Genomic DNA, 16,705 nt, shown 5'->3' on the forward strand with positions numbered 1-16,705 from the left:
CGACTCCACGCCGATGATAGTGCGGATCCCCGTGTGAAAGTAGGTAATCGTCAGGCTCCCCTTTCCAGACGCCCCAACCCCGCCCTCCCAGGCGGGGTTCGTGCGTTTACGGGAAACACTAACAAGTGAGAGCTATCTGGGAGGACGGCGCCCGGGCAAGTCTTGACAATGCCCGGTTGTTCCCCCATAATCATCAGTTCTCTGCGGAGGGGTGCCCGAGTGGCTAAAGGGGGCAGACTGTAAATCTGTTGGCTTACGCCTACGTTGGTTCGAATCCAACCTCCTCCACCAGGATAACGCTGAGCAGTTGTCGGGAATCGATGGATCCTTGCGGGTGTAGCTCAATGGTAGAGCAGAAGCCTTCCAAGCTTATGACGAGGGTTCGATTCCCTTCACCCGCTCCAGCAAGAAGCAACGCCCATGTGGCTCAGTGGTAGAGCACTCCCTTGGTAAGGGAGAGGTCGGCAGTTCGATCCTGCCCATGGGCACCAGCAGGTGTCAGTGATTGATTGTTTGCGCCCCGCGCAACGTACGGAAAAACCCTCTTAGGAGTCGAAAATGGCCAAAGGTAAGTTTGAGCGGACCAAGCCGCACGTGAACGTGGGCACGATCGGTCACGTTGACCACGGCAAGACCACGCTGACGGCGGCGATCACGACGGTGCTGACCGCGAAGTTCGGCGGGGAAGCGAAGGCGTACGACCAGATCGACGCGGCGCCGGAAGAGAAGGCGCGCGGCATCACGATCAACACGGCGCACGTGGAGTACGAGACGGCGAACCGTCACTACGCGCACGTTGACTGCCCGGGACACGCGGACTACGTGAAGAACATGATCACGGGTGCGGCGCAGATGGACGGCGCGATTCTGGTGTGCTCGGCCGCGGACGGCCCGATGCCGCAAACGCGCGAGCACATCCTGCTGGCGCGCCAGGTGGGGGTGCCGTACATCATCGTGTTCCTGAACAAGTGCGACATGGTGGACGACGCGGAACTGCTCGAGCTGGTGGAAATGGAAGTGCGCGAGCTGCTGTCGAAGTACGACTTCCCGGGCGACGACACGCCGATCATCAAGGGCTCGGCGAAGCTGGCGCTGGAAGGCGACAAGGGCGAGCTGGGTGAAGTGGCGATCATGAACCTGGCCGACGCGCTGGACACGTACATCCCGACGCCGGAGCGCGCGGTGGACGGAGCGTTCCTGATGCCGGTGGAAGACGTGTTCTCGATCTCGGGGCGTGGTACGGTGGTGACGGGACGTATCGAGCGAGGCGTGATCAAGGTCGGCGAGGAAATCGAGATTGTCGGGATCAAGCCGACGGCGAAGACGACGTGCACGGGCGTGGAGATGTTCCGCAAGCTGCTGGATCAGGGTCAGGCGGGCGACAACGTGGGTATCCTGCTGCGCGGCACGAAGCGTGAAGACGTGGAGCGTGGCCAGGTGCTGGCCAAGCCGGGTTCGATCACGCCGCACACGCACTTCACGGCTGAAGTGTATGTGCTGAGCAAGGATGAGGGCGGCCGTCACACGCCGTTCTTCAACAACTACCGTCCGCAGTTCTACTTCCGCACGACGGATGTGACGGGCTCGATCGAGTTGCCGAAGGACAAGGAAATGGTGATGCCGGGCGACAACGTGTCGATCACGGTGAAGCTGATCGCGCCGATCGCGATGGAAGAAGGTCTGCGCTTCGCGATCCGCGAAGGTGGCCGTACCGTCGGCGCCGGTGTCGTCGCCAAGATCATCGAGTAAAGCCAGCCAGTTCTCGTTGATCTGTTGTTTTCGGGGTTGGCGATGTCGTCAACCCCAAATGGTTTAGGGGTATAGCTCAACTGGCAGAGCGTCGGTCTCCAAAACCGAAGGTTGGGGGTTCGATTCCCTCTGCCCCTGCCAATTCTCGCGTCGATTTGACGCTCGTAAGGTGTTATGGCGAATCCATCCGTCGAAACTGTAAATACGTCCGGTGACAAGCTGATGCTGGTCGTCGGTGTATTGTTGGTCGTGGCCGGGTTCGTGGGGTTCTTCTGGCTCAACGGTCAGGAATGGTACGTTCGCGGTGCGGCTTTGGCCGTCGGTTTGATCGCGGGCGTCGCAGTCGGTCTCCTTTCTGCGCCCGGCAAGGGTTTTATCGCGTTCGCCAAGGACTCGTATAAAGAGGTCCGCAAGGTCGTGTGGCCGACTCGTAAAGAGGCAAGTCAAACGACGCTCGTGGTCTTCGGGTTCGTGTTAGTCATGGCGCTATTTCTTTGGATTTGCGACAAATCCATCGAATGGGCGATTTTCTCGGCGATTCTGGGTTGGAAATGATATGAGTGATACGCCGGCATCCCCGAGTGGAAAACGTTGGTACGTCGTGCACGCCTACTCTGGGATGGAGAAGAGCGTGCAGCGTGCGCTTCAGGAGCGCATCGAGCGGGCTGGCATGCAAGACAAGTTCGGCCAGATCCTCGTACCGACGGAAGAGGTTGTTGAGGTAAAGGGCGGTCACAAATCAGTGACCGAGCGCCGCTTTTTCCCGGGCTACGTCCTCGTCGAAATGGAAATGACCGACGAAACGTGGCACCTCGTCAAGAACACGGCCAAGGTCACCGGGTTCGTCGGTGGCGCGCGTAACCGTCCGAGTCCGATTTCGCCGCGCGAAGTCGAAAAGATCATGTCGCAAATGCAGGAAGGCGTTGAGAAGCCGCGGCCCAAGACCTTGTTCGAAGTTGGCGAGATGGTTCGGGTGAAGGATGGCCCGTTCACTGACTTCAACGGCAGCGTTGAGGAAGTGAACTACGAGAAGTCGCGGGTCCGTGTTTCTGTCACGATTTTCGGTCGCGCGACACCGGTCGAGCTGGAATTCGGACAGGTTGAGAAGTTGTAATCAGTTTTAGCGAGTCGCGCCGACCGGCGCGACTCGCATTTCGCGCTTACGGCCCGCGTAATGGCCGTTGAGGAGCGTCAGTAGTCGAAGTTGGGCGAACGCGCGCTACTACTCACTGAACGCACACGCGTTCCAACGAGGTTTTCAGACATGGCAAAGAAAATCGTCGGCTTTATCAAGCTGCAGATTCCTGCAGGTAAAGCCAATCCGTCGCCGCCGGTCGGCCCGGCACTGGGTCAGCGCGGCCTGAACATTATGGAGTTCTGCAAGGCGTTCAACGCGCAGACCCAATCGATGGAACCGGGTCTGCCGATTCCCGTCATTATTACCGCGTTTGGGGACAAGAGCTTCACGTTCGTTCTCAAGACGCCGCCGGCCACGGTTCTGATCAAGAAGGCAGCGAAGGTCGACAAGGGTTCGAGCAAGCCGCATACGGACAAGGTCGGCAAGATCACGCGCGCACAGGCTGAAGAGATCGCCAAAACGAAGATGCCGGATCTTACGGCAGCTGATATGGACGCAGCGGTACGTACTATCGCTGGCAGCGCCCGCTCGATGGGCATCACCGTGGAGGGCGTGTAAATGGCTAAGCTTTCGAAGCGTCTGCAGGCGTTCGCCAAGAAGGTCGACCGCGAGAAGCTGTACCCGATCGACGATGCGTTGTCGCTCGTGAAGGAATGCGCGAGCGCGAAGTTCGATGAGTCGATCGACGTGGCGGTGCAACTCGGCATCGATGCGAAGAAGTCGGACCAGGTGGTTCGCGGTTCGGTCGTTCTGCCGGCTGGTACGGGTAAGTCCGTGCGCGTTGCGGTGTTCGCGCAAGGTGAAAAGGCTGAGCAGGCGCGTGCAGCGGGCGCCGACATCGTCGGTATGGAAGATCTCGCTGAGCAAGTGAAGGCCGGCAATCTGAACTTCGACGTCGTCATCGCTTCTCCGGACACGATGCGTGTGGTGGGTACGCTGGGTCAGATCCTCGGCCCGCGCGGCCTGATGCCGAACCCGAAGGTCGGTACGGTGACGCCGGACGTGGCGACCGCCGTGAAGAACGCAAAGGCTGGTCAAGTCCAGTTCCGCGTTGACAAGGCCGGCATCATCCACGCGACGATCGGTCGTGCGTCGTTCGAACCCGCAGCGCTGCGCAGCAACCTCGACGCACTCGTCGAAGCGCTGCAAAAAGCGAAGCCGGCGACGAGCAAGGGCGTGTACCTGCGCAAGGTCGCACTGTCGAGCACGATGGGTGTGGGTGTGCGCGTCGATCAGACGTCGCTGGTCGCGCAGTAAAGAATTTTGTCGCTTCCGTGCTGTTCAGCGGGGAAGCGTATAAAGGGCTTTGGGCGGTCGCGAACTGGGCGGTAAGCAGTGCGCGACCGGTTGTCAAAGACCGTTGGCGGATGCGCAGCAATCAGGTGTGTCCTTAATGCAAGCCAACGCAGATGGCGAACCCGAAAAGGTTTTGTGGTGATGAAGCTGTTCGACACGCTCGGTAACGCGAGTGTCGGATGGTCGAAATACTCCTTGACTGGTCGGACGCCGTTGTTGAACGCGATGCATGAAACGCAAGTCGAGTGCGTCGAATCTGGAGGTTAACCGTGCCACTCAACAAAGAAGGTAAGCAGGCCGTCGTGGCTGAGGTTTCCGCGCAAGTCGGGAAAGCTCAGACCATCGTTCTGGCCGAGTATCGTGGGATCACGGTTGGCGATCTGACCAAGCTGCGCGCGAAAGCGCGTGAGCAGAAGGTGTACCTGCGCGTGTTGAAGAACACGCTGGCGCGTCGCGCTGTCGAGGGTACTCCGTTTGCTCCGCTGGCTGAGCAGATGACCGGTCCTCTGATCTACGGCATCTCTGAAGATGCCATTGCCGCCGCTAAAGTCGTCAACGAATTTAGCAAAGGCAATGAGAAGTTGATCATCAAGGCCGGTTCTTACGAAGGCAAGGTGATGGACAAGGCTGGCGTGCAAGCGCTTGCCAACATCCCGAGCCGTGAGGAGCTGCTCTCCAAGCTGTTGTTCGTTATGCAGGCGCCTGTTTCCGGCTTTGCGCGCGCTATGGCTGCGCTGGCTGAGAAGAAGCAGGGCGAAGCTGCCTAACGCACTTCAGCCGAGCGTAATGGATCGCTGGCTGTATCCGAATTCAATCTAGGAGTATTTCAAATGGCAATCGCAAAAGAAGACATCCTCGAAGCCGTAGGCTCGATGTCGGTTCTGGAACTGAACGAACTGGTCAAGGCATTCGAAGAGAAGTTTGGCGTGTCGGCTGCTGCTGTCGCAGTTGCTGGCCCGGCAGGCGGTGGCGGCGGTGCCGCTGCTGTGGAAGAGCAAACCGAGTTCACGGTTATCCTGACCGAAACGGGTGGCAACAAGGTTTCCGTGATTAAGGCTGTTCGTGAACTGACGGGTCTCGGCCTGAAGGAAGCGAAGGACCTGGTCGACGGTGCACCGAAGCCCGTTAAGGAAGCGGTGCCCAAGGCTGCTGCTGAAGAAGCCAAGAAGAAGCTGGAAGACGCAGGCGCGAAAGCTGAAATCAAGTAAATTTCGGCGCGCTTTGCGAAGGCTGGCGGTTTTTCCACCGCCGGCCTTTTTGTGCTTTGTGGAAACGGCGTTTTCCGACGTCGTTTCTGGCAACAATGCATGCAAGAAGCCAAAGAAAACCGCCACATCGGAAGTTGTGTGACGTTTCTCTTTGTCTTCTGAAGCGACTGCAGAAGGCAAGTTTGGTCGGGCAGCGGGCAACACAGGCATCCGCTGCCGTCAGCCAGCGGTTGGTAGCGGCCAACCACCAAGCTTCTCGGCTCGTTCAAGCCATCGGACGGCCAACGGGTCTCAGTCGGTGAACACTCGGGTTGTCACATCAAGGTATCTCGCCTCGACAACAATGCCCGCCGTGATTCGGAGATCGTATGCAATATTCCTTCACCGAGAAGAAGCGCATTCGCAAGAGTTTCGCGAAGCGCCCCATCGTTCACCAAGTACCTTTCCTGCTGGCCACCCAGCTTGAATCATTCAGCACGTTTCTGCAAGCAGAAGTGCCGGCTACGCAACGCAAGCCAGAGGGTCTGCAGGCCGCGTTTACGTCGGTTTTTCCGATTGTTTCTCATAACGGCTTCGCTCGTCTAGAGTTCGTCAGCTACATGCTGTCGTCGCCGGCGTTCAACATCAAGGAATGTCAACAGCGCGGACTGACGTACTGCTCCGCACTGCGCGCGAAAGTGCGTCTTGTGTTGCTCGATAAGGAGTCCCCGAGCAAGCCCGTCGTCAAGGAAGTGAAGGAGCAGGAAGTGTACATGGGCGAGATTCCGCTCATGACGCCGACTGGCTCGTTCGTGATCAACGGCACCGAGCGCGTCATCGTTTCGCAGCTGCATCGTTCGCCGGGCGTGTTCTTCGAACACGACAAAGGCAAGACGCATAGCTCCGGCAAGCTGCTGTTTTCGGCACGTATCATTCCTTACCGCGGTTCGTGGCTCGACTTCGAGTTCGACCCGAAGGACGTGCTGTACTTCCGCGTCGACCGTCGTCGCAAGATGCCGGTCACGATCCTGCTGAAGGCGATTGGCCTGACGCCGGAACAGATCCTCGCAAACTTCTTCGTGTTCGATAACTTCGCGCTGATGCCGGAAGGCGCGCAGATGGAGTTCGTTCCCGAGCGTCTGCGTGGAGAAGTCGCGCGTTTCGACATCGCCGACCGCGATGGCAACGTGATCGTCTCGAAGGACAAGCGGATCAACGCGAAGCACATTCGCGACCTCGATAACGCGAAGACGAAATTTATTTCGGTCCCCGAAGATTATCTGCTCGGCCGTGTGCTCGCGAAGAACGTCATCGACGGCGAAACCGGTGAGGTCATCGCGAACGCGAACGACGAAATCACGGAGACGGTGCTCGAGAAGCTGCGCGAAGCGAAGATCAAGGACATCCAGTCGCTCTACACGAACGATCTCGACCAGGGTCCGTACATCTCGTCAACGCTGCGCATCGATGAAACCGCAGACCGGATGGCCGCGCGTATCGCGATCTACCGGATGATGCGTCCGGGTGAGCCGCCGACAGAAGAAGCCGTCGAGGCGCTGTTCAATCGTCTGTTCTATAGCGAAGACGCGTACGACCTGTCGAAGGTCGGCCGTATGAAGTTCAACCGCCGTGTTGGCCGCGACGAAATCGTTGGTCCGATGACGCTGCAGGACGACGACATCCTCGCGACGATCAAGATCCTCGTTGAGCTGCGCAACGGCAAGGGCGAAGTGGACGATATCGACCACCTCGGCAATCGTCGCGTGCGTTGCGTCGGCGAGCTCGCGGAGAATCAGTTCCGCGCCGGTCTCGTGCGTGTCGAGCGCGCGGTGAAGGAGCGACTTGGCCAGGCGGAAAGTGAAAACCTGATGCCGCACGACCTGATCAACTCGAAGCCGATTTCGTCGGCCATTCGCGAGTTCTTCGGTTCGTCGCAGCTGTCCCAGTTCATGGACCAGACCAACCCGCTGTCGGAAATTACGCACAAGCGTCGCGTTTCCGCATTGGGCCCGGGCGGTCTGACCCGTGAGCGCGCGGGCTTTGAAGTCCGCGACGTGCACCCGACGCACTACGGCCGCGTGTGCCCGATCGAAACGCCGGAAGGTCCGAACATCGGTCTGATCAACTCGCTCGCACTGTATGCGCACCTGAACGAATACGGCTTCCTCGAAACGCCGTATCGAAAGGTGGCGGACGGCAAAGTGACCGACCAGATCGACTATCTGTCGGCGATCGAAGAAGGCCGTTACGTGATCGCGCAGGCGAACGCGGCAGTGGCTGACGACGGCACGCTGACGGACGAACTGGTGTCGTCGCGTGAAGCTGGCGAAACGCTGATGGTCACGCCGGACCGCATCCAGTACATGGACGTGGCGCCGTCGCAAATCGTGTCGGTCGCCGCTTCGCTGATTCCGTTCCTCGAGCACGATGACGCGAACCGTGCATTGATGGGCTCGAACATGCAGCGCCAGGCGGTGCCGTGTCTGCGTCCTGAGAAGGCCGTGGTCGGCACGGGCATCGAGCGCACGGTCGCGGTCGACTCCGGTACGACGGTTCAGGCGTTCCGCGGCGGCGTGGTCGATTACGTCGACGCGGGCCGTATGGTGATTCGCGTGAACGACGACGAAGCGGTGGCTGGCGACGTCGGTGTGGACATCTACAACCTGATCAAGTACACGCGTTCGAATCAGAACACGAACATCAACCAGCGCCCGATCGTGAAGGTCGGCGACGTCGTGTCGCGCGGCGACGTGCTGGCGGACGGCGCATCGACCGACCTCGGCGAACTGGCGCTCGGCCAGAACATGCTGGTCGCGTTCATGCCGTGGAACGGCTACAACTTCGAAGACTCGATCCTGATCTCGGAGAAGGTCGTGGCCGACGACCGCTACACGTCGATCCACATCGAAGAGCTGAACGTGGTCGCTCGCGACACGAAGCTCGGACCGGAAGAAATCACGCGCGACATTTCGAACCTCGCGGAAGTGCAGCTTGGCCGTCTGGACGAGTCGGGCATCGTATACATCGGCGCGGAAGTTGAAGCAGGCGACGTGCTGGTGGGCAAGGTCACGCCGAAGGGCGAGACTCAGCTGACGCCGGAAGAAAAGCTGCTGCGCGCGATCTTCGGCGAGAAGGCGTCCGACGTGAAGGACACGTCGCTGCGCGTGCCGTCGGGCATGAGCGGCACGGTGATCGACGTGCAGGTGTTCACGCGCGAAGGCATCCAGCGCGACAAGCGCGCGCAACAGATCATCGACGATGAACTGAAGCGCTATCGCCTCGACCTGAACGACCAGCTGCGTATTGTTGAAGGCGATGCGTTCCAGCGTCTTGCGCGTATGCTCGTCGGCAAGGTGGCGAACGGCGGTCCGAAGAAGCTCGCGAAGGGCACGAAGATCGAACAGGCTTACCTGGAAGATCTCGACCATTACCACTGGTTCGACATCCGCCTCGCGGACGAAGAAGCAGCGGCGCAGCTCGAAGCGATCAAGGACTCGATCGAACAGAAGCGTCACCAGTTCGATCTCGCGTTCGAAGAGAAGCGCAAGAAACTCACGCAAGGCGACGAACTGCCGCCAGGCGTGCTGAAGATGGTCAAGGTGTACCTCGCGGTGAAGCGCCGCCTGCAGCCTGGCGACAAGATGGCGGGGCGTCACGGTAACAAGGGCGTCGTGTCGAAGATCGTGCCGATCGAAGACATGCCGTACATGGCGGATGGCCGTCCGGCCGACGTCGTGCTGAACCCGCTCGGCGTGCCGTCGCGGATGAATGTGGGGCAGGTGCTCGAAGTGCATCTCGGTTGGGCCGCGAAGGGTCTCGGCTGGCGCATCGGCGAAATGCTGCAGCGTCAAACGAAAATCGAAGAACTGCGCGCGTTCCTGACCAAGATCTACAACGAGTCCGGCCGCGCTGAGGAAATCGACAGCTTTAGCGACGACGAAATCGTCGAACTGGCGAAGAACCTGCGCGAAGGCGTGCCGTTTGCGACGCCAGTGTTCGACGGTGCGACGGAAGACGAGATGTCCAAGATGCTGGACCTCGCGTTCCCGGACGAAATCGCGCAACAGCTCGGCATGACGAAGTCGAAGAATCAGGTGCGTCTGTACGACGGCCGCACGGGTGAGGCATTCGAGCGTCCGGTGACGGTCGGCTACATGCATTACCTGAAGCTGCACCACCTGGTCGACGACAAGATGCACGCGCGTTCGACGGGCCCGTACTCGCTCGTCACGCAGCAGCCGCTGGGTGGTAAGGCGCAGTTCGGCGGTCAGCGCTTCGGTGAAATGGAAGTGTGGGCGCTCGAAGCGTACGGCGCATCGTATGTGCTGCAGGAAATGCTGACGGTCAAGTCGGATGACGTGACGGGCCGGACCAAGGTGTATGAGAACCTGGTCAAGGGCGATCACGTGATCGACGCGGGCATGCCGGAATCCTTCAACGTGTTGGTGAAGGAAATCCGTTCGCTCGGTATCGATATCGATCTGGACCGCAACTAATCGGACTACGGAGAGAAAGCAATGAAAGCTCTGCTCGATCTATTCAAGCAAGTCCAACAGGAAGAAGTTTTCGACGCGATCAAGATCGGTCTGGCCTCGCCCGACAAGATCCGGTCATGGTCGTTTGGTGAAGTGAAGAAGCCGGAAACGATCAACTACCGCACGTTCAAACCGGAGCGGGATGGTCTTTTCTGCGCGAAGATCTTCGGGCCGATCAAGGACTACGAGTGCCTGTGCGGCAAGTACAAGCGCCTGAAGCACCGCGGCGTGATCTGCGAGAAGTGCGGCGTTGAAGTGACGCTCGCGAAGGTGCGTCGCGAACGGATGGGCCACATCGAACTGGCTTCACCGGTCGCGCACATCTGGTTCCTGAAGTCGCTGCCGTCGCGTCTGGGCATGGTGCTCGACATGACGCTGCGCGACATCGAGCGCGTGCTGTACTTCGAAGCATACGTGGTGATCGATCCGGGCATGACACCGCTCAAAGCGCGGCAGATCATGACCGAAGAGGATTACTACAACAAGGTCGAAGAGTACGGCGACGAATTCCGTGCCGAAATGGGCGCGGAAGGCGTGCGCGAACTGCTGCGCGCGATCAACATCGACGAGCAGGTCGAAACGCTGCGCTCGGAGCTGAAGAACACCGGTTCGGAAGCGAAGATCAAGAAGTACGCGAAGCGCCTGAAGGTGCTCGAGGCATTCCAGCGTTCGGGCATCAAGCCCGAGTGGATGATTCTCGAAGTACTGCCGGTGCTGCCGCCGGAACTGCGTCCGCTCGTGCCGCTCGACGGCGGCCGTTTCGCGACGTCGGACCTGAACGACCTGTATCGCCGCGTGATCAACCGTAACAACCGGTTGAAGCGTCTGCTCGAGCTGAAGGCGCCTGAAATCATCGTCCGCAACGAAAAGCGGATGCTGCAGGAAGCCGTCGACTCGCTGCTCGACAACGGCCGTCGCGGCAAGGCGATGACCGGCGCGAACAAGCGTCCGCTGAAGTCGCTCGCTGACATGATCAAGGGTAAGGGCGGCCGTTTCCGTCAGAACCTGCTTGGCAAGCGGGTCGACTACTCGGGCCGTTCGGTGATCGTGGTCGGTCCGACGCTGAAGCTGCACCAGTGCGGTCTGCCGAAGCTGATGGCGCTCGAGCTGTTCAAGCCGTTCATCTTCAACAAGCTCGAAGTAATGGGCGTGGCGACGACCATCAAGGCGGCGAAGAAGGAAGTCGAGAACCAGACGCCGGTCGTGTGGGACATTCTCGAAGAGGTGATCCGCGAGCACCCGGTGATGCTGAACCGTGCGCCGACGCTGCACCGCCTGGGCATTCAGGCTTTCGAGCCGGTGCTGATCGAAGGCAAGGCAATCCAGCTGCATCCGCTCGTTTGCGCGGCGTTCAACGCCGACTTCGACGGTGACCAGATGGCCGTGCACGTGCCGCTGTCGCTCGAAGCGCAGATGGAAGCGCGCACGCTGATGCTCGCGTCGAACAACGTGCTGTTCCCGGCCAACGGCGATCCGTCGATCGTGCCGTCGCAGGATATCGTGCTCGGCCTGTACTACGCGACACGTGAAGCAGTGAACGCGAAGGGCGAAGGTATGTCGTTCACCGGCGTGTCGGAAGTGCTGCGTGCGTACGAGAACAAGGAAGTCGAGCTCGCGTCGCGTGTCAACGTGCGGATCACCGAAATGGTCCACAACGAAGACAAGTCGGAAGGCGCGCCGGCATTCGTGCCGAAGATCTCGCTGTACGCGACGACCGTCGGCCGCTCGATCCTGTCGGAAATTCTGCCGCCGGGCCTGCCGTTCTCGGTGCTGAACAAGCCGCTGAAGAAGAAGGAAATCTCGCGCCTGATCAATACGGCGTTCCGCCGTTGCGGTCTGCGCGAAACGGTGATCTTCGCCGATCAGCTGATGCAGTCGGGCTTCCGTCTTGCGACGCGCGCCGGTATTTCCATCTGTGTGGACGACATGCTCGTGCCGCCGCAGAAGGAAACCATCGTCGGCGACGCCGCGAAGAAGGTGAAGGAGTACGACCGCCAGTACATGTCGGGTCTCGTCACCGCGCAGGAACGCTACAACAACGTGGTCGACATCTGGTCGGCAACGTCGGAAGCGGTCGGCAAGGCGATGATGGAGCAGCTGTCGACGGAGCCGGTGACGGATCGCGACGGCCACGAAACGCGTCAGGAGTCGTTCAACTCGATCTACATGATGGCCGACTCGGGTGCGCGCGGTTCCGCGGTGCAGATTCGTCAGCTGGCCGGTATGCGCGGCCTGATGGCGAAGCCGGACGGTTCGATCATCGAGACGCCGATTACCGCGAACTTCCGCGAAGGTCTGAACGTGCTGCAGTACTTCATCTCGACGCACGGCGCACGTAAGGGCCTGGCCGACACCGCACTGAAGACCGCGAACTCGGGTTACCTGACGCGGCGTCTGGTCGACGTGACGCAGGATCTGGTCGTCGTCGAAGACGATTGCGGCACGTCGCAAGGCGTGGCGATGAAGGCGCTCGTGGAAGGCGGTGAAGTCGTCGAAGCGTTGCGCGACCGGATTCTCGGCCGCGTCGCGGTGGCGGACGTCGTCAACCCGGAAACGCAGGAAACGCTGTACGAATCGGGCACGCTGCTCGATGAAACGGCGGTCGAAGAGATCGAGCGTCTGGGCATCGACGAAGTCCGCGTGCGTACGCCGCTCACCTGCGAAACGCGCTATGGTCTGTGCGCGTCGTGCTACGGCCGCGATCTCGGCCGCGGCTCGCTCGTGAACGTCGGCGAAGCGGTCGGCGTGATCGCGGCGCAGTCGATCGGCGAACCGGGCACGCAGCTGACGATGCGGACGTTCCACATCGGTGGCGCGGCATCGCGTGCAGCGGTCGCGTCGTCGATCGAAGCGAAGTCGAACGGCACCGTGCGTTTCACGTCGACGATGCGTTACGTAACGAACGCGAAGGGCGAGCAGATCGTTATCTCGCGTTCGGGCGAAGCGATGATCACCGACGATCACGGCCGTGAGCGTGAGCGTCACAAGGTGCCGTACGGCGCCACGCTGCTGCAGCTCGACGGTGCGCAGATCAAGGCGGGCACGCAACTCGCGACGTGGGACCCGATGACGCGTCCGATCATCACCGAGTACGGCGGTACGGTGAAGTTCGAGAACGTCGAGGAAGGCGTGACGGTCGCCAAGCAGATCGACGACGTGACGGGTCTTTCGACGCTGGTCGTGATCGACGCGAAGCGCCGTGGTTCGCAATCGTCGAAGAGCGTGCGTCCGCAGGTGAAGCTGCTCGATCCGACCGGCGACGAAGTGAAGATCCCAGGGACGGAGCACGCGGTGCAGATCGGCTTCCAGGTCGGCGCGCTGATTACCGTGAAGGACGGTCAGCAGGTTCAGGTGGGTGAAGTGCTTGCACGTATTCCGACCGAATCGCAGAAGACCCGTGACATTACCGGCGGTCTGCCGCGCGTGGCCGAGCTGTTCGAGGCACGTTCGCCGAAGGACGCCGGTATCCTCGCGGAAGTCACCGGTACGGTGTCGTTCGGTAAGGACACGAAGGGCAAGCAGCGTCTCGTTATCACGGACCTCGAAGGCAATCAGCACGAGTTCCTGATCGCGAAGGAAAAGCAGGTTCTGGTACACGATGGTCAGGTCGTCAACAAGGGCGAAATGATCGTCGACGGGCCGGCGGATCCGCACGACATCCTGCGTCTGCAGGGCGTCGAAGCGCTGTCGCGTTATATCGTGGACGAAGTGCAGGACGTGTATCGTCTGCAGGGCGTGAAGATCAACGACAAGCACATTGAAGTGATCGTGCGTCAGATGCTGCGCCGTGTGCAGATCGTCGACAACGGCGATACGCGTTTCATCCCGGGCGAACAGGTCGAGCGGTCGGATATGCTCGACGAGAACGACCGCATGAGCGCGGAAGACAAGCGCCCGGCGACGTACGAAAACGTGCTGTTGGGTATTACGAAGGCGTCGCTGTCGACCGATTCGTTCATCTCCGCGGCGTCGTTCCAGGAAACGACTCGTGTGCTGACCGAAGCGGCGATCATGGGCAAGCGCGACGATCTGCGTGGCCTGAAGGAAAACGTGATCGTCGGCCGTCTGATTCCGGCGGGTACCGGTCTTGCGTTCCACAAGGCACGCAAGAGCAAGGAGCTGTCGGATCGCGAGCGTTTCGATCAGATCGCAGCCGAAGAAGCCTTCGAATTCGGTACGCCGGAAAGCCCGGCTGCCGAGCAACAAGCGCCTCACACCAACGAGTGATGGCGGGCGGCGCAAGCCGCTTTGCCTGAACCTGCTGGCAAAAGCCGCCCAGTTTCGACTGGGCGGCTTTTTTTTATTTTTTGAATTTCCTTTGAGCGCGCTCAAAGACGAATGACGAACTCGTCGACTGCGATATCAGGTATTACTGCCGCGACTGAATCAGGCTCAAACTGGTTTCAAGGATTCAGCTTCATCGCGTACCGAGACCGATTCGTATAGACATAGACTCACAATTGTTCCTGTGCCACATGATTAGGATGATTAAATATGTTCGAATTCAGAAGTCCCAGCGTAACGTTTCATCCCACGTCCGATCACACTCCCATCAAGGCTGGCTCGATTGATGATAATTTTAACCCACCGACATCAGGCAATCTGGTAGCGGGCCTTAAAACTGAAATGGCCATCGAACTTCGAAACCAGATTGGCCCGGAAAATATGCAGACTTTCTCGGGAGTCAGATCGGGAGTCCCCTCTGCCAAGCCGCGGCTCACTGCCGAGCGCATCATTAAACCCTACGTGAATTATCTGGAAGATAAAGGACAGCTAACCGACAGACACGCAGCCGACATCGTGAAAGACATAGTGGGCGGGCTCGGTAAACCAGCGCTGGCTCAACATCAGGGTAATCCACCGCAGTATGTTTCGCACGGTTTTGATCACTCCGAGCGAGTGGCGGGATATATCGATCAAATTATCAAGGCATATCCAGAAATTGAACAGAGTGCCGCCAAAAAATATAATATTTCACCTGGTCTTGCGCGCTTCCTGTTTCAAGTCACGGCGCACTGGCACGATATCGGTTATCCAGATCTCGATGGCCGACCAAAATCGACTCATGGACTATCCAGTGCGTCGATATTCGATGGCATACGTGATCAATTGAGTAGCCTGATTCGACATGAAAATGGACAAGCGGACCAGGTACTGTCGGATATGAGGAAGGCAATTCAACTTCACTCCGCGGATGTCGACGCGGAGCACTATCCAATTAACGTGAAGACAGACCGGGGGGCATTGCTGACTTCCGATGTGGAGTCGCTGGAGAAGTTGCTGAATCATTATTTGATGTCGTCGCGTCGTCCGCATCAGGTGCAGGAAATAGACATTCGTGGACACGATGCCAAGGAGATGGAAAAACGAGTCAACGATATGCTGAAGAGCCAGTCAATTCCGCAATCCGCAAAGGTAACGGCTGATGAAAGCAAGGACGAGTACGCTGGCCGGCCGGCCGCACTCGACAGGAACAATCAGGTGAAGGTGGGGCTGCGCTACACGGAACAAGAGCTAACGAAGAATCCGTTTGCTGTCATTCGCCTTGCCGATAATCTTGATATGGCGGCAAACCGCTTGAGCCCGTTCCAGCGGTCACCGGTATTTCAAACTATCTATTGGAAACTCGGCGATCAAGCGCCGATTGGTCGGGCGCTATCCGCATTGGACAAGCTGGACGATAAAAATACGTCCGGTGTGCTTGACATATCGCGCGGCCTGCGAAGCGCTGCAGCGGGTGGAAACTCGATCGACCTCGACTCGTCGATTCTTCTTGGCGTGGTGAACCGGTTCACCCCGGATCTTATCCACGGTGCGGATGCTCGGGCCGCCCGCCGACTGCTAATAAGGGCAACGGTAGACAGTGTATTGAGCAGCCCTATCGCCCGAGGTTTGCCCGAGGCTGACCGCGCCATGTTGCGCGAGGTCGGATATCGCATGAATGGGGAATCCGTGCGTCATTTTGGCGGCTGCGAAGCGATTGAAAAGGTAGAGGTAAAGCGAGGGAGGGTCAGTGTGACTGTAAATGGACCGCTATTCCGCAAGCTGAATGAACTAAAGGATCCAGGCGGAATCGGCATCGGCGAGTATCAGGTCGAGCGCGCGAAACAGGCATTTTCCAGTTTGACAATTAATGGCAAGCGTCCCGTTGTCGAGGTGACAGACCGGAACGCGGCTGCGATGTGACAAGATTGCGAGCCTTGTCGAAGCCGGTGTGGCCTCGACCTTCGCACACGCGTGCTACCGCGGCACGATGAGCGCGTGGCGGATTGCGTCAAGGCAGGTGGCCGCGTCCCCGATGACCCACTGAACGGTGCACGCGAGCATCAAGTTCACCGGCAGACCGAAGTCTTCGACAATAAAGCCGCGCGAGCAAAATGCCGTACCCGCCTCCGTGCGCACTGCCGCTCGCGCGACGAGTGGCAGTTCGTCCGATCGATAGCCCCAGACCGGCTTGCCTAGCGCGATCGCAAAGCCTACCTCGAATACCGTGCCAGCATCCGGTTCGCCTGCGCTGCGGAAGTCGTTCAGATTGGCCATCACCGCGTCCGCGGCGCGAATCAGCGCCAGGTTGGTGTCACAGATCCATTGGGCGGTGTCATCTGCACGCATGCCGGCCGGCGCCGCGCTGTCGCCTGGATGGAGGCCGACAAGCCCTCGCTCGGCGCACAGTGCTTTAAGTTGTTCGCCATGCTCGGCGGCATCAGGACGAAACACATCGAATCCGGCGAGATAGATTTGCGGCGACCTTGCCACCACGGTCTGCACACGGGGCATGCCATCTCCAAACGATAGTGAAC

11 protein-coding genes and 4 tRNA genes are annotated in these 16,705 nt (G+C 59.5%); 14 read left to right on the forward strand and 1 reads right to left on the reverse strand.

The genetic code is table 11. From position 1 onward, the window contains the following. Positions 1 to 205 precede the first annotated feature (205 nt). From HV796_RS17105 to HV796_RS17170, 14 genes are all read left to right on the forward strand, one after another. Positions 206 to 291 (forward strand) — tRNA-Tyr (locus tag HV796_RS17105). Positions 292 to 330: 39 nt separating this feature from the next. Next, positions 331 to 404, forward strand: a tRNA-Gly gene (locus HV796_RS17110). 12 nt (positions 405 to 416) lie between these two features. Further along, a tRNA-Thr gene (locus tag HV796_RS17115) sits at positions 417 to 491 on the forward strand. Between the two features lie 67 nt (positions 492 to 558). Continuing rightward, positions 559 to 1,749 (forward strand): elongation factor Tu, encoded by a 1,191-nt coding sequence (gene tuf, locus HV796_RS17120; RefSeq protein ID WP_175227697.1) that lies wholly within the window; start codon positions 559 to 561, stop codon positions 1,747 to 1,749. A 65-nt stretch (positions 1,750 to 1,814) separates the two neighbouring features. Continuing rightward, positions 1,815 to 1,890: transfer RNA gene (locus tag HV796_RS17125), tRNA-Trp, on the forward strand. Positions 1,891 to 1,923: 33 nt separating this feature from the next. After that, entirely contained in the window at positions 1,924 to 2,304 is a 381-nt protein-coding gene (secE, locus tag HV796_RS17130) for a preprotein translocase subunit SecE (RefSeq protein WP_134197233.1), read from the forward strand. Position 2,305: 1 nt separating this feature from the next. Then, positions 2,306 to 2,863 carry a transcription termination/antitermination protein NusG gene (nusG, locus tag HV796_RS17135; RefSeq protein ID WP_026121916.1) on the forward strand — a complete coding sequence of 186 codons (558 nt, stop codon included), beginning with the start codon at positions 2,306 to 2,308 and terminating at the stop codon, positions 2,861 to 2,863. Positions 2,864 to 3,013: 150 nt separating this feature from the next. Then, a complete protein-coding gene (gene rplK / locus HV796_RS17140; protein WP_175227698.1) occupies positions 3,014 to 3,445 on the forward strand; it encodes a 50S ribosomal protein L11 in 432 nt (143 codons plus the stop codon). Next, positions 3,446 to 4,144, forward strand: coding sequence for a 50S ribosomal protein L1 (gene rplA / locus HV796_RS17145; protein ID WP_175227699.1), 699 nt, complete (start codon positions 3,446 to 3,448; stop codon positions 4,142 to 4,144). A 308-nt stretch (positions 4,145 to 4,452) separates the two neighbouring features. Further along, on the forward strand, positions 4,453 to 4,950 hold the full coding sequence (gene rplJ, locus HV796_RS17150; protein ID WP_175227700.1) for a 50S ribosomal protein L10: 498 nt from the start codon (positions 4,453 to 4,455) through the stop codon (positions 4,948 to 4,950). Positions 4,951 to 5,013: 63 nt separating this feature from the next. Next, positions 5,014 to 5,391 (forward strand): 50S ribosomal protein L7/L12, encoded by a 378-nt coding sequence (rplL, locus tag HV796_RS17155; protein WP_175227701.1) that lies wholly within the window; start codon positions 5,014 to 5,016, stop codon positions 5,389 to 5,391. Positions 5,392 to 5,759: 368 nt separating this feature from the next. Then, positions 5,760 to 9,866, forward strand: a complete 4,107-nt coding sequence (gene rpoB / locus HV796_RS17160; RefSeq protein ID WP_175227702.1) for a DNA-directed RNA polymerase subunit beta — start codon at positions 5,760 to 5,762, stop codon at positions 9,864 to 9,866. Positions 9,867 to 9,887: 21 nt separating this feature from the next. Next, positions 9,888 to 14,132, forward strand: coding sequence for a DNA-directed RNA polymerase subunit beta' (gene rpoC, locus HV796_RS17165; protein WP_175227703.1), 4,245 nt, complete (start codon positions 9,888 to 9,890; stop codon positions 14,130 to 14,132). A 267-nt stretch (positions 14,133 to 14,399) separates the two neighbouring features. After that, positions 14,400 to 16,091 (forward strand): hypothetical protein, encoded by a 1,692-nt coding sequence (locus HV796_RS17170; protein ID WP_175227704.1) that lies wholly within the window; start codon positions 14,400 to 14,402, stop codon positions 16,089 to 16,091. A 54-nt stretch (positions 16,092 to 16,145) separates the two neighbouring features. On the opposite strand, the gene HV796_RS17175 is transcribed toward HV796_RS17170, so the two are convergent. Continuing rightward, the gene (locus tag HV796_RS17175) at positions 16,146 to 16,682 is read right to left on the reverse strand and encodes a nucleoside 2-deoxyribosyltransferase (protein ID WP_175227705.1); all 537 of its coding nucleotides are present in this window, start codon (positions 16,680 to 16,682) and stop codon (positions 16,146 to 16,148) included. Between the last annotated feature and the right edge of the window lie 23 nt (positions 16,683 to 16,705).

Origin of the sequence: Paraburkholderia humisilvae, assembly GCF_902859855.1 — a bacterium.
Lineage (GTDB): Bacteria > Pseudomonadota > Gammaproteobacteria > Burkholderiales > Burkholderiaceae > Paraburkholderia > Paraburkholderia humisilvae.